Below are 17,696 nucleotides of genomic sequence, written 5' to 3'. Positions count from 1 at the left end.
CGGCCGACACCCGTTGCAGGATGCCGGCCGGCGTGATCAGGACCGTGTCCCTTACTTCAGGTCGGCCAGCTCGAGGGTCTCGTGGTTCTCGACGGCACTGCGAGCCTCGGCGCGCTCGTCTTCCGGCGCCGGGATCAGGCCGATGCCCTTGAGGTAGCCGAGGTCACCGACCATCTGCTCGCTCATGAACATGTTGGCGTACTCGTACATGGCCGGTACGTCTTCGGCGTGCTGGTTCTTCACGTAGAAGAACATGGAGCGAGACACCGGGTACTCACCGCTGCCGATGGCGTCCGGAGTCGGCTCGACGCCGTCGATGCTGGAGCCGATCAGGGTGTCGGAATTCTCTTCCAGGAAGGAGTAGCCGAAGATGCCGAAGGCATCGGTGTTCTCGGCCAGACGCTGAACGATCAGGTTGTCGTTCTCGCCAGCGTCGATGAAGGCACCGTCGGCGCGCACGTCGGTGTAACCTTCACCGCCGTAGGCCTCCATGTCCTCGGAAACGGCTTCCATCACGAGCTCCGCGAAGGCATCACGGGTACCGGAGGTGGTGGGCGGTCCATAGACGGCGATCTCGCGATCCGGCAGCGAGGAATCGATGTCGCTCCACTTGGTGTAGGGGTTGTCGACCAGCTCACCATCGACCGGCACCTTGGCGGCCAGCGCCAGGAAGATCTGCTCGCGGGTGACGTCCATCGCCTCGTTGTCGCCGGACTGGGCGAAGGCGATGCCGTCATAGCCGATGAAGGCTTCGGTGATGTCGGTCACGCCGTTGGCTTCACAGGTCTCGAACTCGGAAGTCTTCATGCGACGCGAGGCGTTGGTGATGTCCGGGGTATCGTCACCCAGACCGGAGCAGAACAGCTTCATGCCGCCACCGGAGCCGGTGGACTCGATGACCGGCGTCGGGAAGTCGGTGGTGGCACCGAACTCTTCGGCCACGTAGCTCGAGAACGGGTAGACGGTGCTGGAACCAACGATACGGACTTGATCGCGGGCTTGAGCGACACCCACCACGCCCATGACGGCGGCGGCGATAGCGGTGGTCTTGAGGATGCGGTTCATGGAGAAAGCTCCTGATGATGAGATGGTCAACCTTCGCGAAACACACAATGCCGCAGAAAAATGACAGCTTCATGACAGTGCACTCCGGTTGACGCCTTCCCGATACCTCTTACGCTTCCCCCCTGCCCCTCCTCCTGCCCGGCCATGTCATGACGGCGTCACGGCTCTGTCACCGCGACCCCGGTCAATGCCACGCTTTTACAGCCGACGGCAACCTGAGCGGACACAAAAGAAGGTGCCGCAAAAAAAGGCCGCCCGGCTTTGCGCCGGACGGCCCATCTGGTGTCGCTGCGATAGCGACGACATGAAACAACGGGGTCAGCTGATCAATAGCCCCAATGCCGCCGCGGCGCACAGGGTCAAGGACGCCGCCTGCAACAGTCGCCGAGGCAACTTCGGCGCCAGCACCGCCCCCAGGGCGTGGCCCGCCACCACCATGGGCATGAAACTGAGGCTCACGCCCAACAGCCACAGCGGCACCCTGCCCACGGCGGCCAGGCTCGCCAGGGTCATCAACGACGAGATAAGAAAGAACGCCGCCAGGTTGCCCCGCAGGCGGTCCATCGGCATGCCGTGCATCAGCAGCACGATGGGCGGTCCGCCGATCGCCGCCACGGCACCGAACACTCCCGACAGAAAACCAGCACCAAACAGTGACGAGCGGTTGACCGGCAGACGCAGCTTGAACAGCGTCACCACCACCGCAAACAGCACGATGCTGGCGATCATCACCTCCAGCGTCGCCATGGGTGCCACCAGCAACAGCCAGACCCCAAGCAGGGTTCCCGGCACCTTGCCCACCAACGCCATGGAGATATCGGTCATGGCGACTTCCCGGCGATAGCGGCGTACCACCAGACAGGACACCAGAAAGCCGTAGACCACCAGCACCACCGGCACCAGGGACGGCGCCTTCAACAGGATCAGTGGCGCCCCCACCACCGCCATGCCGAAGCCGGTGGTACGCTGGACGAAGGTCCCCAACGCCAGTACTGCCCCCACCCACAGCCACGAGCCGAGGGTCAGCTCGCTGAGCACCCACCACTCCCTTGCGCAGTCCTGCACTGCGGCCAGCAACGACGCCATCATGACGCCGCCTCCTCGACCCGAGGCGGACGTCCGGCGAGCACGCGCAGGCCGACGTTGCCGATCAACGCCACCGTGACCATGGCGATCACCATGGGCCAGGCAGAGTCGATTTCAAAGGCGGTGACCAGGGCACCGGACAGTGCTGCACTGCTGAACTGGATACTGCCGAGCAGCGCCGTGGCGGTAGCGCTCATATGACTGAAACGCTCCAGCAGCGACGAAATGGCGTTGGGCGAGATCAGACCCACCACGCCCAGAAACGCCATCACCAGAGGCACCACCGTGAACAGCGAGTCCGTCCCCGTGGCCACTACCACCAGCAGGCCGCCGGCGGCGACCAGCTGAATGGCGAGACCAAGGCGCAGGTTCTGCTGGGGTGTACGCCGACGCAGCAGGCGAATATTGACCCGGTTGGACAGCGCCATCACCACCACATTGGCACCAAAGACAAAGGGATAGGCCGCCGGCGACAGCCCGTAGTGCTGCATGTAGAGAAACGGCGACGAGGTGACGAAGGCAAAGATGCCGGCGAAGGACGCCGCCACCGCCAGGATGTAGCCCATGGCCTGACGGTCGGTCAGCACACTTGCGTAGTTGCGCAGCACCTGACGGGGCGAGGCCACCGGTGCCCCTGCTGGCCGGGTCTCCGGCAGAAAGGCCCCGAGCAGCCACATCAGGAAGGCGGCATAGACCGCCAGGAAGACGAAGATCAGCCACCAGTCGGCCAGGTACAGCAGCAGGCTGCCGACCATCGGCGCCACCAGCGGCGCCAGCATCAGGATCATCGCCATGGTCGACATGACCTTGGCCGCCTCGCGGCCACTGAAACAGTCGCGCACGATGGCTGCGGAATTGACCACGCAGGCGCCGCCGCCGAGCGCCTGGACAAAGCGCCAGACCAGAAGCTCCGTCAACGAATCGACGCTGACGATCACCAGGCTGGCGATCAAGAACAGGATCTGTCCGGCCAGCAGCACCGGCTTGCGTCCGATGCGGTCGGAAAGCGGCCCGCAAGTGAGCTGGCCCACGGCAAAGCCGACCATGAACACGCTGAGTGAAAGCTCGGTGTGATGAACACTGGCCCCCACCGACTCGGCCAGCGCCGGCATGGCCGGCAGATAGGCGTCGATGGCGAAGGGGGCAAGGGCGGTATTGGCGGCCACCAGCAGGGCGACACGCCGGGCATTCAGGGACACAGGCGCTCCATGAAGAACAAGGTTTGAAAAATTGTCATCGGGTTGATCGTGACGCCGCTGCGGCTGTTGTCCACATCGACGCCTTGGTACAGTAGGTCCAGCTCACCACCGCCCAACTACGGAGATTGCCACATGGCAGACGATCTGCTGACCCAACTGAAGGCGATGACCACGGTGGTCGCCGACACCGGCGACCTGGACGCCATTCGTCGCTTCCAGCCCACCGACGCCACCACCAACCCGTCGCTGATCCTGCAGGCCGCCAGCCACGCCGATCGTCGCGCCCGCCTGGCCGCCATTGCCAAGGAGGCCAACGACATCGATGACGCCCTCGATGCCGTGGCGGTGGACATCGGCAGCGAGATCAGCGAGCTGGTGCCTGGCTATGTGTCGACCGAGGTCAGCGCACGGCTATCGTTCGATACCGAAGGTACCCTGGCCCGCGCCCATTCACTGATCGAGCGCTATGCCCGCAAGGGCGTCGGCGCCGAGCGCATCCTGATCAAGGTGGCGTCCACCTGGGAAGGCATTCGTGCCGCCAAGACGCTGGAGCGAGAAGGCATCCGCACCAATCTGACGCTGCTGTTCAGCTTCGCCCAGGCCCAGGCCTGCGCCGATGCCGGGGTCACGCTGATCTCGCCCTTCGTCGGCCGCATCCTCGACTGGCACAAGGCCCAGCAGCCGGAGGCCGACTTCAGCGGCGACAACGATCCCGGCGTGCAATCGGTCAAGCGCATCTACGACCACTACAAGGGCCACGGCTACTCGACCATCGTGATGGGCGCGAGCTTCCGCAACACCGACGAGGTCAAGGCGCTGGCCGGCTGCGACCGTCTGACCATCTCGCCGGCACTGCTCGAGGAATTGCACGGTCAGCAAGGCGCTCTCGAACGCCGCCTCGTGCGCAGCGACGCCGAGACCAGCGCACCGGAGCCCCAGACCGAAGACGACTTCCGCTGGGCCATGAACGAAGACGCCATGGCCACCGAAAAACTGGCCGAAGGCATCCGCAAGTTCATGGCCGATCAGCGCAAGCTGGAAACCCTGCTGACCGAACTGCGCCAGGGATGATAACGAGCGCACCACCGGCAAGCCTTGCTGGGCCTGGCTGCAGATGATCAAGAGGGCGATCCATGGATCGCCCTCTTGCATTATGCGGTTGCCAGCTTGCGGCGATCTGACACCGCTTTCCGCTTTCGGAGTTCGCCATTTTCTACGCCTTCGGCGCCTTCTGCTGAACACGCCTTCGGCGCGTCGACGTCAGGCCCGGCAAGGGCAGGATCAGGCCTTGTGCGAAGCGTCGTTCTGGGCCTCGAGCATCTCGACCAGCGGCTGGAACTGTTCGTGGTTATGCTCGTTCATGCGCATCAGGATACGATGCGCTTCGAGGATGCGCTCCCGCAGCCCCTCTTCATCGGCGGGCACTTCGGGGAGCTCCTCGAAGTCGTCGACCTCGGCGATGGGACGCTCCAGCAAGGTAAAGAAAGCGCCAAAGCCCATCACCTCGAGCATCCGCTTGACGTCGGGATTGTCGGCCACGATGGTCGGCGCCTGCTCGAGCTTGCCGCGCAGCGCCATGGCCACCTTGGCCAGGAAGCCAAGCGCCGTGGAATCGACGTTGCTGGCCTCGCGCAGGTCGATCATCACCGCCTTGAGTCCCGGCGTGTCGGCCAGTTGCTGGGCCTGGAGATCCAGGGTGGCACACAGGGTCAGGCGCACGTCGCCACATAGCTTCAGGACGAACACACCGGCCTCGAATGCCGCCTTCAGTCGACCTTCATGCACTTTCATCGCCAAACCCGCTCACCAACATGATCGTCAAGTCGTCGGGCAGCTCTTCGCGCCCCGAGGTGGGATCCTCCAGCGCTTCTTCATCGCTGGAGAGCGCCCCCAGGGCCAGCCCCCGACGCATCGTATCCAGGGAATCACTGTCTTCGACCCGCTGCCTGAGATCGTCAAGGCGCGCCTCGAGACTGTCCCCCGGCAAGCACTCCAGCACCCCATCGGAGCAGAGCCAGAGCGAAAAGTCATCGGGCAAGTCACATCCCAGTGCCGGATAACTGACCTCCGGAAACAAGCCTACCGGCATGCCCTCTCCCGCCAGCGTGGTGACGCCCTCGTCGGACTTCAATAGCGGCATCGGCAGCTGCGCGCCGAGAGAATAGTGCAGATAGCGCTTCTGCTGGTCGATCACGCCGACGAACAGGGTGGCGTGCTTGCCGATCCCCGTGTCCAGCAGTTCCCGGTTCAACTGGGACAGCCAGCGCGGCGGCAATGCCTCGGGTGCCTCACCGTCCCACTCGCCTTGCCAGCGATTGAACAGATACTTGAGCAGCACCGTCACGAAGGCGGACGAGGCTCCGTGGCCCGACACATCAGCGAAATAGAATAATGTATAGCGCTCATTGTACGCCTGGATATCGAGAAAGTCGCCTGACAGATACAACGAGGGCGCAAGCCAGTAGTCACAGCCGATCGCCCCCAGTTGCTGCGGCCTCGGCGGCAGCATGCGACGCTGGATCTGACCGCCGGCCTGCTGGTCGAGCCGGAGCATCGCCAGGTGGGTCTCCAGGCTCTCGTTGAGCTCTTCCAGTCGCGCTCGATCCTCTTCACGCTCCCGGGCCAGACGATTGACGTCCACCACACGCCGGATCATCCGCCTGAGCAGATGGGCATGGCGCAAGGGGTCGATCACGTAGTCGACAAGGCCCGCGTCAACGGCCTTGAGCAGATCGTCGTCTCGCCGGTCCTCGCTGACCACCAGGGTGGGCCAGCGCTCGGCCAGCACCATCCACTCGCGACTCGGTACCGCCAGCGAGTGTGCTACCACCAGCGCCGTGGAGCCGGGAAGCTCATCGGCGCTGGCGGCGGCAAAGACCGCAAGTCCGTCGCGAGCAATCGCGTCCACCAGGGCGTCGCGGTGCTCGCCCGGGTGGTCGATTACCCCGATCAGAGGTTTGGCTGCTTGCATGCAGATGCCACCTTACTCGGCGAAGGCATCTTCGTCGTAGTCAAAGCCATCGTCGATAAAGCTGTCGTCACCAAGCTCACCATCGGTGACCTCGAAACGACGACGCTGTAGCCAGGCGTCACGAATGAAGCTGTAGCGATCACCGCGAATCAGATCCTCCTGATCGAGAAGGCTGGCACGCGCGTCGAGCAGCTCGAGACCACGCAGCGAGTAGCGCACGGTGTCGTCCTCGACGTAGGTCAGCGGGTAGGTGTACCAGTCGACCGGCAAGGCGCTGGTGTCACGCACTGTGCTGGGGCCGAGGAACGGCAGCACCACGAAGGGCCCCTCGCCCACACCCCAGGCAGCCAGGGTCTGGCCAAAGTCTTCCTCGTCGGCGATAAAGCCGGCGTGGGTCGCCGGATCCAGAAGACCACCCAGACCGAAGGTGGTGTTCATCAAAAAGCGCATGCTCGAGTTGCCCGCATTGGCACCCTTGCCTTGCAACAGGCTGTTGAACACCGTGCGCACTTCGCCGAGGTTGTCGAAGAAGTTGCTGACGCCGCGCTCGAGCGGGTCCGGGGTCACGTAGCGATAACCCTGGGCGGCAGGCTTGAGTGCATAGCGATCCAGCACATCGTTGAAGGCGAAGACCCTGCGATTGAAGCCCTCCCAGGGGTCCGCTGGATTGGGCTCGCTGGATACGCCGCTGCTGGCGCAGCCACTTGCCGCCAGGGCGACGGCCATGACCAGGACACCCCTCTGCATGCCCTTGCCCAGGGCACCGCTGTAGTTCGCGTTCATCGTTCGACTGCCTCCCTTGCCTGTCCTTGTCACGATCGTCAATCTATCGGCGCTGTTGTCCGGGGTTGGACTCCGGGTAGCGTCAGCGACGACGCCTCTGCGTACGGCAGTCGTCTGGTTCCGCCGACGAGTCAGCGGTCGGTTCCCCGGAGGGTCGGCCTCAGTCCCTGCGAATCACCACGCAGCCCGCACTGTAGCCCGCGCCGAAGGAACACACCACCCCGGTAGCGCCCGGTTCCAGGTCTTGATGATGCAGATGGAACGCGATGATCGAACCGGCAGAACTTGTATTAGCGTAACGGTCAAGAATAATCGGCGCTTGATCCGGAGCAGGCTCCTGGCCCAGCACCCGTCGTGCGATAAGATCGTTCATGTGTCGATTGGCCTGATGCAGCCATAACCGCGACAGCGTACCAGGCGCGATATCCAGGCTCTCCAGGTGGTCACGGATCAACTGTGCCACCATCGGGCAGACTTCCTTGAAGACCCTGCGGCCTTCCTGCACGAACAGCTTGTCGGCTGCCTGGGGGTCGGCGTCGGTGACGCGGTTGAGAAAGCCCGCATTATTGCGAATGGCGTTGGAAAACTGCGTCACCAGTCGGGTCCCGAGCACCTCGAACCGTGTCTCGGCTGTCGCCACCTGGTCGCTTTCCAGCACCAGGGCGGTACAGGCGTCGCCAAAGATGAAGTGGCTGTCACGGTCGCGGAAGTTCAGGTGTGCCGAACACACCTCGGGGTTGACCACCAGGGCGCGGCGCACGCCGCCAGAGCGGATGGCATTGGCGGCGTTGTCGATGGCGAAGGTGGCCGAGGAACAGGCCACGTTCATGTCGAAGGCGTAGCCCACGGTGCCCAGCGCACGCTGCAACTCCACCGCCACCGCCGGATAGGGGCGCTCCAGGTTCGAGCAGGCCACGATCACCAGGTCGATGTCGGCGGCCTCGACCCCGGCTGCGGCCAGCGCCTCGTGCGAGGCGGCCAGCGCCATCTCGCACTGGATGCCGGGGCTGTCGTTGTCGCGCTCGTCGAGCTTCGGGCGCATGCGCTCAGGATCAAGGATACCCTCGGCGTCCAGCACGTAGCGGCTGTGGATACCCGAGGCCTTGACGATGAATTCACTGCTGGAATGCGCCAGGGCGTCACGTTCCCCGGCCTCGATCGCCTCGCGGTGGCGGGCATTCTCGGCATCCACCCAGGCGTTGTACGACGCCACCAGGGCGTCGTTGTCGATGGCGTTGGCCGGGGTATACAGGCCGCTGCCGGTAATAAGCACCTTCGCTGGGGTCATGCCCTTCTCCTTCATGCGGCACCTCGGTGCCGCCGGTCGATCGCGACCGCCCGGGGCGGCCACTCACTTTCGTCATCTTTGGCGCGGGGGCCTTACCCCCGCCCGGTCAATTCCGCCCAGCGTTTCTCCAGGCGCTTCTCCGATACCGGCATGGCGGTACCCAGCTGCTGCGCAAACAGCGATACCCGCAACTCCTCGATCCACCAGCGAAACTCCACCAGCGATGGATCTTCGACGCCGCCTCGGTGCTCGGCCTGTCGACGCGTCTCGAGGCGCGTCTCGAAGTCCTGCACCGTCTGCATCAGCATCTGGTCGCGCATGCGCTCGCGCGGGGCCTTCTCCAGGCGCACCTGGGCGGCCTCCATGTAGCGCGGATAAGCCTCGAGCCAGGCACCGGCGTCGGTCACGAACCCCGGGTACACCAGCCGCTGCATCTGTGCCTTGAGGTCACTGTATACCAGCGCCAGCGACAGGCTCAGGTTACCCTTCAACGCCTTTGTCACCGCCAGGTGGCCTTCCAGTGCCGGCTTGAGCACCGCCACCAGCTTGTCGGCATGGGGAACGATATCCTGGCGAACCGCCTGAATGCGTTGTTCCAGGGCCTCGGCACTTCGCGCCAGCGGGTCCACCGCCACGACCTGCCGGAAGACGGCCGTCACCACATCTTCGGTCAGTGCACGCTTGCTGCCTACCTTGGCGAACAATAGAGCACAGGTCGACAGTCCCTGGGTACGCTCGATGGCCTTCACTTGATCTGGCAGGCGTTCCATCGCCGCCTTGACCACCCCGCGGCGATGCGCTTCATGGGCCTTGGCCGGATGATCGAACAGCTCGAGAGTGAGCCCGCTCGACGAAGGCACCAGCGCCGGGAAAGCCTCGACACGAATCCCGGCCTGGGAGGTCACCCGCGACTCCGGCAATGCCTGCTCGGGGAAGCCCGACAGCTCGGACTGGCTCTCCACGCTCTTGGCCAGCGCCCGGGCACCCTGACTGGCGGCAGCCTCGAAGCGCCGCTCCAGCGCCCGCAGGTCACGGCCCTGGCCCAGCACCTTGCCGCTGTGGTCGACCACCTTGAGGTTCATCACCAGATGGGGCTCGAGCTGATCGAGGCGCCAGTCGTCCGGCGACAGGCGCAGCCCGGTCTTGACCCGCAGAAATTCACCGAGCGCCTCGGTCAGGCTGCCGTCCCCGGGCACCAGTGCCTCCAGCGCTGCGTCGACCCAGTCGGGTATCGGCACCACCTGTCGGCGTATCGACTTGGGCAGCGACTTCAACAGGGCGATGCACTTGTCCCGGAGCAATCCCGGCACCAGCCACTCGAGACGAGACGACGACAGCTGAGACAGCATCGCCGCCGGCACCGTCATGGTCACACCGTCATCCTCGGCCCCCGGCGCGAAGTGATAAGCCAGCGGATAGCGCACACCGTCGATCGACAGCTCGTCAGGATAGGCGTCACCGGTGACGTCATCCGCCTCCCGTGCCAGCAGCGCCTGACGGTCGAACTTGAGCAGCTCAGGGTCACTGCGCTCGGCCTTGCGCCGCCAGGCTTCGAAGCCCTTGCCGTTGACGATATCCTCAGGCAGGCGAGCGTCGTAGAAGTCGAACAGCTGCTCCTCGTCCACCAGAATGTCGCGCCGCCGTGCGCGATCCTCGAGGTCCTCGACCTCGTCGATCAGTGCCCGGTTGTGGGCGAAGAACTCGCCCTTGGTGCGAAACTCGCCTTCCACCAGCGCCCGGCGGATAAACAGCTCACGGCTTTCGACCGGGGCGATGGGGCCATAGTGGACCTTGCGCCGGGCCACGATCGGCAGCCCGAACAGGGTGACCTGTTCGAAGGCCACCACCTGTGCCCGCTTCATCTCCCAATGGGGCTCGCTGTAGCTGCGCTTGACCAGATGGCCCGCCAGAGGCTCGATCCACTGTGGCTCAACCTTGGCCACGCTGCGCGCGAACAGCTTCGAGGTCTCGACCAGCTCCATCGCCATCACCCACTTCGGAGACTTCTTCGAAAGCCCCGATGCCGGATGAATCATGAACTTGCGATTGCGCGCCCCCAGGTACTCGCGGTTCTCGGTCAGGGTGCCCAGATGACTCAGCAGGCCGGTCAACAGCGCCTTGTGCATGGCCACCGTCTGCTGACGCTTTCGCTCCTTGGCCTGACCGTCGTCATCTTCACCTTCGGCGGCGATGGCGGGCCTGGCCGACGGCACCTGGATATCCATGTCCTTGAGCAGCTGACGCAACTGGCGGAAGGTATCGTGCCACTCGCGCAGGCGCAGGTAATTCAGGAAATTATCGCGACACCAGCGACGCAGCCGGTTGCCCGAGAGTTCCTCTCGGGCGGCTTCGAAGCCGTGCCACAGATTGAGCAGGGCCACGAAGTCGGAATCCGGATCCTGCCAGCGGCGGTGGGCCTGATCGGCGGCTTCGCGTTTGTCGGAGGGTCGATCACGCGGGTCCTGCACCGCCAGCGCCGAGACCACGATCAGCACCTCGCGCAGGCTCTGCTGCTCGACCCCGGCCAGCACCATGCGGGCCAGGCGCGGATCGATGGGTAGTCGCGCCAGCCGTCTCCCCAGTGTCGTCAGGCGACTGTTGTCGTCGACCGCACCCAGCTCATAGAGCAACTTGAAGCCATCGGTGACAAAGCGCGAGTCGGGTGGATCAACGAAGGGAAAGTCCTGGATGTCGCCCAGTTTCAGCGACAGCATCGACAGGATCACCGAGGCCAGGTTGGTGCGCCGGATCTCCGGATCGGTAAACTCAGGGCGCGCCAGGAAGTCGTCTTCGTCATACAGACGGATGCACACGCCTTCCGCCACCCGGCCGCAGCGGCCCTTGCGCTGATTGGCGCTGGCCTGGCTGACCGCCTCCACCGGCAGGCGCTGAATCTTGGCGCGATAGCTGTAGCGACTGATGCGCACCAGCCCCGGGTCGATCACGTAGCGGATACCCGGCACCGTCAGCGAGGTCTCGGCCACGTTGGTGGCGAGCACGATGCGCCGCCCGCTGTGGGGGGCAAACACGCGGTTCTGCTCGGCGTTAGAAAGCCTGGCGTAGAGCGGCAGTATCTCTGTGCTCTTGAGATCGGCACGCCGGAGTACGTCGGCGGTCTCGCGGATCTCACGCTCACCGGGCAGAAACACCAGGATATCGCGGGGACCATGGAACCAGCGCTTTTCGCGCTCGATGGTCTCGATTTCCTCCACCGCGTGAAGGATACCCTCGCTGAGGGTGCGGTCTTCCTCGTCATCTTCGTCGCGAATCAGCGGCCGATAGCGCACCTCCACCGGGTAGGTACGACCCGAGACCTCCACCACCGGAGCAGGACGCACGACGCCGTCCTGGTCTCGGCTGGCAAAGTGCTGACTGAAGCGCTCCACATCGATGGTAGCGGAGGTGATGATGACCTTGAGGTCGGGGCGGCGGTCGAGCAGGCGCTTGAGGTAACCGAGCAGGAAATCGATATTGAGGCTGCGTTCGTGGGCCTCGTCGATGATCAGGGTGTCATAGCGGCGCAGGTCCGGATCCTGGCGGGTTTCCGCCAGCAGGATGCCGTCGGTCATCAGCTTGACCAGGGTGTCGTCGTTGGTCTGGTCGGTGAAGCGGACCTGATAACCCACCTGCTCGCCCAGCGGCACCTGCAGTTCTTCTGCCAGACGGGTCGCCACCGAGCGTGCCGCCAGGCGCCGCGGCTGGGTGTGGCCAATCAGCCCGCGACGGCCAAGCCCCAGCTCCAGACACAGCTTGGGCAACTGGGTGGTCTTGCCGGAGCCGGTTTCGCCGGCCACCACCACCACCTGATGGGACTCCAGTGCCTTGATAATATCGGCTCGCCGCGCCGCCACCGGGAGCTGCTCGGGATAGTCGAGCGTGACCGGGCGCGCCTGGCGCGAGGCCAGGGTCTGACGAGAGCGCTGCCAGTGGTGCTCGACCTCCTTGAGTCCCCGGTCGATGGGCTTGCCGTCGCGTCGACGACGCTCGAGACCGGCCAGACGCTTGGCCAGCGTCGGGCGATCGCGAAGCATCACCTGTTCCAGTCCTTCGGTCAGAAACTTCAGGCGAGAGGCGTCGTCGGCGTTTTGCTGGGCGGTGGGCGTAGAACTACTCACGTTGGGGTCGAAGGCTCCGGGTGGATCATGGGCGCCGCGTCGCACGGACGCGGGGCGGGAAGGCTCCCGCAACGCAAAGGGCGCTATTGTAACGCCGCAGCCAAGGCAAGGGCCAATCGCCGGCCCCTGCCCTTCCCCGGACCTTGTCGGCGGGCGTCAGCCGTCGGTGCCGGTCCCGGTTTCGGTGCTGCCTTCGTCACGCAACTGGCGCCGGAGCACCTTGCCGACGTTGGTCTTGGGCAGTTCGTCACGAAACTCCACCAGCTTGGGCACCTTGTAGCCGGCCAACTCCTGCTTGCACCAGGCGCGCAGCTCGTCACTGGTCAAGGAGCTGTCCTTGGCCACCACGAACAGCTTGATGACTTCGCCGCTGGTATCGTCGGGCACCCCGACGGCGCAGGACTCGACCACCTTGGGGTGGGCCGCGACCACGTCCTCGATCTCGTTGGGATAGACGTTGAAGCCGGACACCAGAATCATGTCCTTCTTGCGATCGACGATACGCACGTAGCCATCGTCCTGGATGACCGCGATGTCACCGGTGTGGAAGAAGCCATCGGCATCGATGACCTTGGCCGTCTCGTCATCGCGGTTCCAGTATCCCTTCATCACCTGGGGGCCGCGCACGCACAGCTCGCCCGGCTCGCCCGGCTCGGGGTCGCCACCGTCAGGGTTGCACAGCTTGAGCTCGGTGCCGGCGACGGGGCGGCCGATGGTGCCCAGCTGTATCGCCTCCACCGGGTTGAAGCTGACGATCGGCGAGGTCTCGGTCAGGCCGTAACCCTCGGCGATGGGGCAGCCTGTCACCTCTTCCCAACGCTTGGCCGCGGCCTTGGTCAGCGCCATGCCACCGGAGATGGTCAGGTGCAGGTGGGAGAAGTCCAGCGCCTTGAAGTCGTCACGATTGCATAGCGCATTGAACAGCGTATTGAGCCCGACGAAGCCGGTGAAACGCGTCTTCGAGAGCTCCTTGATAAAGGTATCGAGGTCCCGCGGATTGGTGATCAGCAGCGAATGGTTGCCGCCTTCCAGCATGAACAGGCAGTTCACCGTAAAGGTATAGATGTGATAGACCGGCAGCGGCGCGACCACCACCTCACTACCCTCGCTCAAGCCACCCCCGATGATCTGCTTGGCCTGAAGCATGTTGGCCACCAGATTGCGGTGGGTCAGCATGGTGCCCTTGGCAAGCCCGGTGGTCCCCCCGGTGTACTGCAGCGCGGCGATATCGTCGAGTTCGCGTTCTACCTCACGGTGCTCGAGGGAGGCGCCTTGCTTGAGCGCCTGACGCAACCCGACCGCCTTGGGGATCGAGTAGCGCGGCACCATCTTCTTGACGTACTTGACCACAAAGTTGATCAGCGGTCGTTTGGGGAAGTCGTGCAGATCACCGATCTCGGTGATCACCACATGCTCGATGTCGGTCTTGTCCAGCACCCGCTCGAGCTTGTCTGCCATGTTGGCCAGGATCAGGATCGCCTTGGCGCCGGAATCCTTGAACTGGTGGGTCATCTCGCGCTCGGTGTACAGCGGATTGGTGTTGACCACCACCATGCCGGCGCGAATGGCACCGAACACCGCTACCGGGAACTGCAGCAGATTCGGCAACTGGATCGCCACCCGATCACCGGGCTCAAGGTTGGTCTCGTGCTGCAGCCAGGCGGCGAAATCACCGGACAGCCGGTCAAGCTCGGCGTAGGTCAGGGACTTGCCCATGCACGAGAAGGCCACCTTTTCGTCGTAGCGCTTGACGGAGCGGTGGAAGATATCCATCACCGAATGATAGTCATCGAGCCCTTCCAGGGCCTCCCCCCGAACGATCGATGCAGCGGCGTTCTCACTCATGGGCGTTCTCCATTCGGGGGACCAGGTCCCCTCTTATTATCAAATTGTGGTGTCGACACTGGCTACCATAGCCCAGTCCCGCAGCGACTGTAATACGCCTGATTCAAACTTTCGTTTAAAACCCGCTATTCATCGCTTAGATAACGGGCCACGATCTCGCCTTCCCGCCACACCAGCAGCTCACCCGGCTGCATGCGCACCCACTCTTCGTTGTCGGTGAGCGGTTCGGTGGCCAGCACCGAGACCACATCGTCGGGGGTGGTGTGCTCGACAAAGTTGACCACCATCTCGGCGTCCGACAGGTTGGCCTCGCCAAAGGGCGCGCGGCGGGTGATATGGGCGAGCTTGGTGGAACAATAGGTGTACAGGTACTCGCCGTCGGCCAGCAGCAGGTTGAAGACGCCCAGACCTCTGAGCTTCTCGCACAGCTCGTGCAGTGACGACCACAGACCGCGACGGTCCTCCGGCGGGTCTGGATAGCGCCGCCTGAGCTCACCCAGCAGGTGGCAGAAGGCGTGCTCGCTGTCGGTGGACCCCACCGGTCGATAGCTGGCGAGTTCCAGCGTCTCCCAGCCGGACAACTGGCCGTTGTGGGCATAGCACCAGGGCTGCCCCCACATCTCGCGCACGAACGGATGGGTATTGGCCAGTTTCACTCCGCCCACATTGGCCTGGCGGATATGGCTGATGACGATATTCGACTTGATCGGGTATTCGCAGATCAGCCGGGCGATTCGCGAGTGCACCGAAGGATGAGGGTCGCGAAATTCGCGATAGCCCCCCTCTTCGTAAAAAGCGATGCCCCAGCCGTCACGGTGGGGGCCGGTGCCGCCGCCACGATGCAGAAAGCCGGTAAAGCTGAAACAGATATCCGTGGGCACATTGGCACTCATGCCCAGAAGCTCACACATGGGGTTCCTCTCTTGTTGACCCGGCCGCAGCCAGGCGAGTGCGCCGGCGACGCCACAACAGCCAGGCGATCACCACCACCGCCAGGATAGCGGCTACCAGCCAGCTGCGCGGATCATGTCGAGCACGCTCGAGGGCGGGCTCAAGACCAGGCCTTCCCTCGCGCCACCACTGCACCAGCCGCTCGGGGCCTTCATTCACCAACGCCACAAACTGGTCGGCCAGCGCCTCGCCAGCCTCCTCCTCGGCCTGTCGCTCACTGGCTTCGGCGAAGCGTTCACCGGACAGGGTGGGGCCTGCCAGCGCCCGATCCAGGGCCACCTCGCCATCGCGATTGATCCACAGCGGCGGCAGGTTCCAGCGGGTCTCGTTGCCGTCGATCGTCGCCACCGCCGAGATCCGCAGCGGACGGCTGACCTCATCCTCCTGGGGCGGAATTTCCAGGCTCCAGCGCCTGGCGTCTGCCGGGGCCACCTCCAGCGACTGGCCCAGCAGATCGGCCTCGAAGCGGGTGTTGTCGTGGCCAAGGCGCGGATGTTCGGCCACCAGCGTCACCCGACGCCCGGATTCGTCCAGTGCCGCGCCGACGGCCGGCAGCACATTGACCGCCTGCACCCGTCGGCGATGGAAGTCCTCGCCCTCGGCGGTGATCACCAGCTCAGCCGCGCCGGTGCCCGACGGCGACGGCAGCCGCCCGCGAAACACGCCATCATCGTTGCCAAGCGCCAGGATCTGCAGGCCGTCCACCGCCTCGCCGGACAGCTCCGCCGTCACCTTGAGCCCCTCGGGCACCGTCACCTCGCCGTCACTTTCGACACGCACCGCCAACGGCACCTCGAAGCCGGAATACAGCGTCGCGGGCAGCGCCTCCGTCACCAGGTGGCGATCGCTGTTGACGGTAATCCGCGAGTCCGCCGCCAGAGGACCCTCGATCCGCCACTCCCCCTGGGCGGGGTCGGGTACGCGGATCAGGTCGAAGCGTGGTTCCCGCTGCCAGCGCACCTCTGCGGGTGCGGTGTCGCGGGTGTAACGGGTGCCGTCCGGCGCCACCAGGGTCACCTCTCCCTGGCCGGGGTCATGGAAGATCAACGCGGAAAAATCGTCGACGCCGGCATCGACGGTGAAACGGCGGTCCTCAAGCGGCACCTGATCCACCGGGAAGATGCGCTCGACGATATCGAGAAAGGCGCCCAACAGGGCGTCCGGTGTCTCGACCACCGCCGCCAGTCCCCCGGTGCGCTGCGCCAGTCGCTCGACCAGGGCAACGTCGGCGCCTGGCGAAAAGGCGATGGCGTGGATGGCCACCCCCTGGTTGGCCAGGTCCGGCACCATCGCCTCGACCAGGCGTTGGCGAGAGGCAAGGTCCACGTCGGGCTTGGCACCCCTGCCCGGCGACAGGTCGATCACCCCGTCGGTCAGCAACACCAGGTGGCGCCAGCCGTCACCCTCGGCTGCTGCCGCGGTGCGCAGCGCCGCCTCGATATCGGTATGCTGCTGATACTGTTCCAGCGCCGGCGGCAGCGCCAAGGCCCGCTCGCGCCACTGGGCGTCGACCTGCCCCAGAGGCAACGGATTGTCGATCGACTCGCCGAAGGTCCAGATGCCGGCGCTGACACCACTCGGCAACAGCGCCACCAGCATGTCCAGCGCACTGCCTGCCAGGCGATTGGGGTCATTGGTCTTCATGCTGCCGGACACGTCCACCACGACGCGAACGTCCGGTGGCTCATCCGAGCCCGCTTGCCCAGTCACCGACTGGGCAAGCGCCGTCAGCGGCGACAGGCACAACGCCACGATTGTCGCCATCATTACCCCTTTCCCGCAGCGTTGCTGGCCCCGCTTGGCCATGTGTCCTCCTTGGAAATTGCCCGGAATCTCCAGGCCGTGGGCGGTGGACGTCTTTTACATCCCCCTTCGACGTGTTCATCGATGGTCCACCGTTCACGGTGGCCAGAGCGACGTCGCCAGCCGTTTCTAGCCGAGCACCGGCTCCTGACGCTCCCGCCCTTCTTCACGCGACGTCCCATGAGCCTCTGCGTCCTGGTCACGCGCCGCTGCAGCGGCCTCGGCCTTGCGCAGACGGCGACGACGGCCACTCCACCACAGTGCCAGTCCGAACAGCGCACCGATCGCCGCGCCGACGATGACGCGCGTGGCCGCCGGCACCAGCACGCCATTGTTGCCGTCCATGAAGGCGACCGCTGCCACCATGATGGCCGGCGCCTGACCGCTGTAGACCTGGCCTTCCTCGATCAACGGCAGTTCGAACATCGACGGCATCCACATCACGCCGGCCACTGCCCAGGTCAGCACCAGGCGTGGCAGGCGCGGTAAAAAAGCCAGTCCAAGGTAGCCAGCCAACAGTACGACCAGCGACAATGCGCCATAGATCAACCACAGCGTGGACATGGAATCCGAAATCAACATTGCATGCT

Annotated in this window: 13 protein-coding genes; 1 reads left to right on the top strand and 12 read right to left on the bottom strand. The window is 64.7% G+C overall.

What is annotated here, in order from left to right; all coding sequences use genetic code 11:
* Positions 1-51 precede the first annotated feature (51 nt).
* The 3 genes from NFG58_RS07320 to NFG58_RS07310 form a co-directional block, all read right to left on the bottom strand.
* Positions 52-1,065, bottom strand: coding sequence for a substrate-binding domain-containing protein (locus NFG58_RS07320; protein WP_108132630.1), 1,014 nt, complete (start codon positions 1,063-1,065; stop codon positions 52-54).
* 318 nt (positions 1,066-1,383) lie between these two features.
* A complete protein-coding gene (locus NFG58_RS07315; protein WP_308812435.1) occupies positions 1,384-2,154 on the bottom strand; it encodes a sulfite exporter TauE/SafE family protein in 771 nt (256 codons plus the stop codon).
* On the bottom strand, positions 2,151-3,350 hold the full coding sequence (locus tag NFG58_RS07310) for a Bcr/CflA family multidrug efflux MFS transporter (RefSeq protein ID WP_045993229.1): 1,200 nt from the start codon (positions 3,348-3,350) through the stop codon (positions 2,151-2,153). The genes NFG58_RS07315 and NFG58_RS07310 overlap by 4 nt, the downstream gene beginning before the upstream one ends.
* A gap of 132 nt (positions 3,351-3,482) precedes the next feature.
* On the opposite strand from NFG58_RS07310, the gene tal reads away from it, so the two are divergent.
* Complete coding sequence (tal, locus tag NFG58_RS07305; protein ID WP_045993228.1) at positions 3,483-4,421, top strand: transaldolase; 939 nt, start codon at positions 3,483-3,485, stop codon at positions 4,419-4,421.
* A 210-nt stretch (positions 4,422-4,631) separates the two neighbouring features.
* Here the strand turns inward: tal and NFG58_RS07300 are convergent, their stop codons facing one another.
* The 9 genes from NFG58_RS07300 to NFG58_RS07260 all read right to left on the bottom strand — a co-directional run bounded on the left by NFG58_RS07300 (position 4,632) and on the right by NFG58_RS07260 (position 17,688).
* The gene (locus tag NFG58_RS07300) at positions 4,632-5,141 is read right to left on the bottom strand and encodes an STAS domain-containing protein (protein ID WP_045993227.1); all 510 of its coding nucleotides are present in this window, start codon (positions 5,139-5,141) and stop codon (positions 4,632-4,634) included.
* Positions 5,128-6,321: a SpoIIE family protein phosphatase gene (locus tag NFG58_RS07295; RefSeq protein WP_045993226.1), complete on the bottom strand. Its 1,194-nt coding sequence runs from the start codon at positions 6,319-6,321 to the stop codon at positions 5,128-5,130. Before NFG58_RS07295 ends, NFG58_RS07300 begins: the two co-directional genes overlap by 14 nt.
* Before the next feature lie 12 nt (positions 6,322-6,333).
* Positions 6,334-7,104, bottom strand: a complete 771-nt coding sequence (locus NFG58_RS07290) for a VacJ family lipoprotein (protein ID WP_045993225.1) — start codon at positions 7,102-7,104, stop codon at positions 6,334-6,336.
* A gap of 160 nt (positions 7,105-7,264) precedes the next feature.
* Positions 7,265-8,392 (bottom strand): beta-ketoacyl-ACP synthase III, encoded by a 1,128-nt coding sequence (locus NFG58_RS07285; protein WP_348827876.1) that lies wholly within the window; start codon positions 8,390-8,392, stop codon positions 7,265-7,267.
* 92 nt (positions 8,393-8,484) lie between these two features.
* On the bottom strand, positions 8,485-12,456 hold the full coding sequence (gene hrpA / locus NFG58_RS07280) for an ATP-dependent RNA helicase HrpA (RefSeq protein ID WP_348828120.1): 3,972 nt from the start codon (positions 12,454-12,456) through the stop codon (positions 8,485-8,487).
* Positions 12,457-12,663: 207 nt separating this feature from the next.
* Complete coding sequence (locus NFG58_RS07275; protein ID WP_348827875.1) at positions 12,664-14,352, bottom strand: AMP-binding protein; 1,689 nt, start codon at positions 14,350-14,352, stop codon at positions 12,664-12,666.
* Positions 14,353-14,477: 125 nt separating this feature from the next.
* A complete protein-coding gene (locus NFG58_RS07270; RefSeq protein ID WP_045993222.1) occupies positions 14,478-15,263 on the bottom strand; it encodes a class II glutamine amidotransferase in 786 nt (261 codons plus the stop codon).
* Entirely contained in the window at positions 15,256-17,070 is a 1,815-nt protein-coding gene (locus NFG58_RS07265; RefSeq protein ID WP_045993221.1) for a vWA domain-containing protein, read from the bottom strand. Before NFG58_RS07265 ends, NFG58_RS07270 begins: the two co-directional genes overlap by 8 nt.
* A 165-nt stretch (positions 17,071-17,235) precedes the next feature.
* Positions 17,236-17,688: a hypothetical protein gene (locus tag NFG58_RS07260; RefSeq protein WP_045993220.1), complete on the bottom strand. Its 453-nt coding sequence runs from the start codon at positions 17,686-17,688 to the stop codon at positions 17,236-17,238.
* Positions 17,689-17,696 lie beyond the last annotated feature (8 nt).

The organism is Halomonas sp. RT37 (genome assembly GCF_040070525.1).
GTDB classification, from domain to species: Bacteria; Pseudomonadota; Gammaproteobacteria; order Pseudomonadales; family Halomonadaceae; genus Halomonas; species Halomonas litopenaei.
Note: the sequence above shows the minus strand (reverse complement) of the source record. Positions and strands in the feature narration are given on the sequence as shown.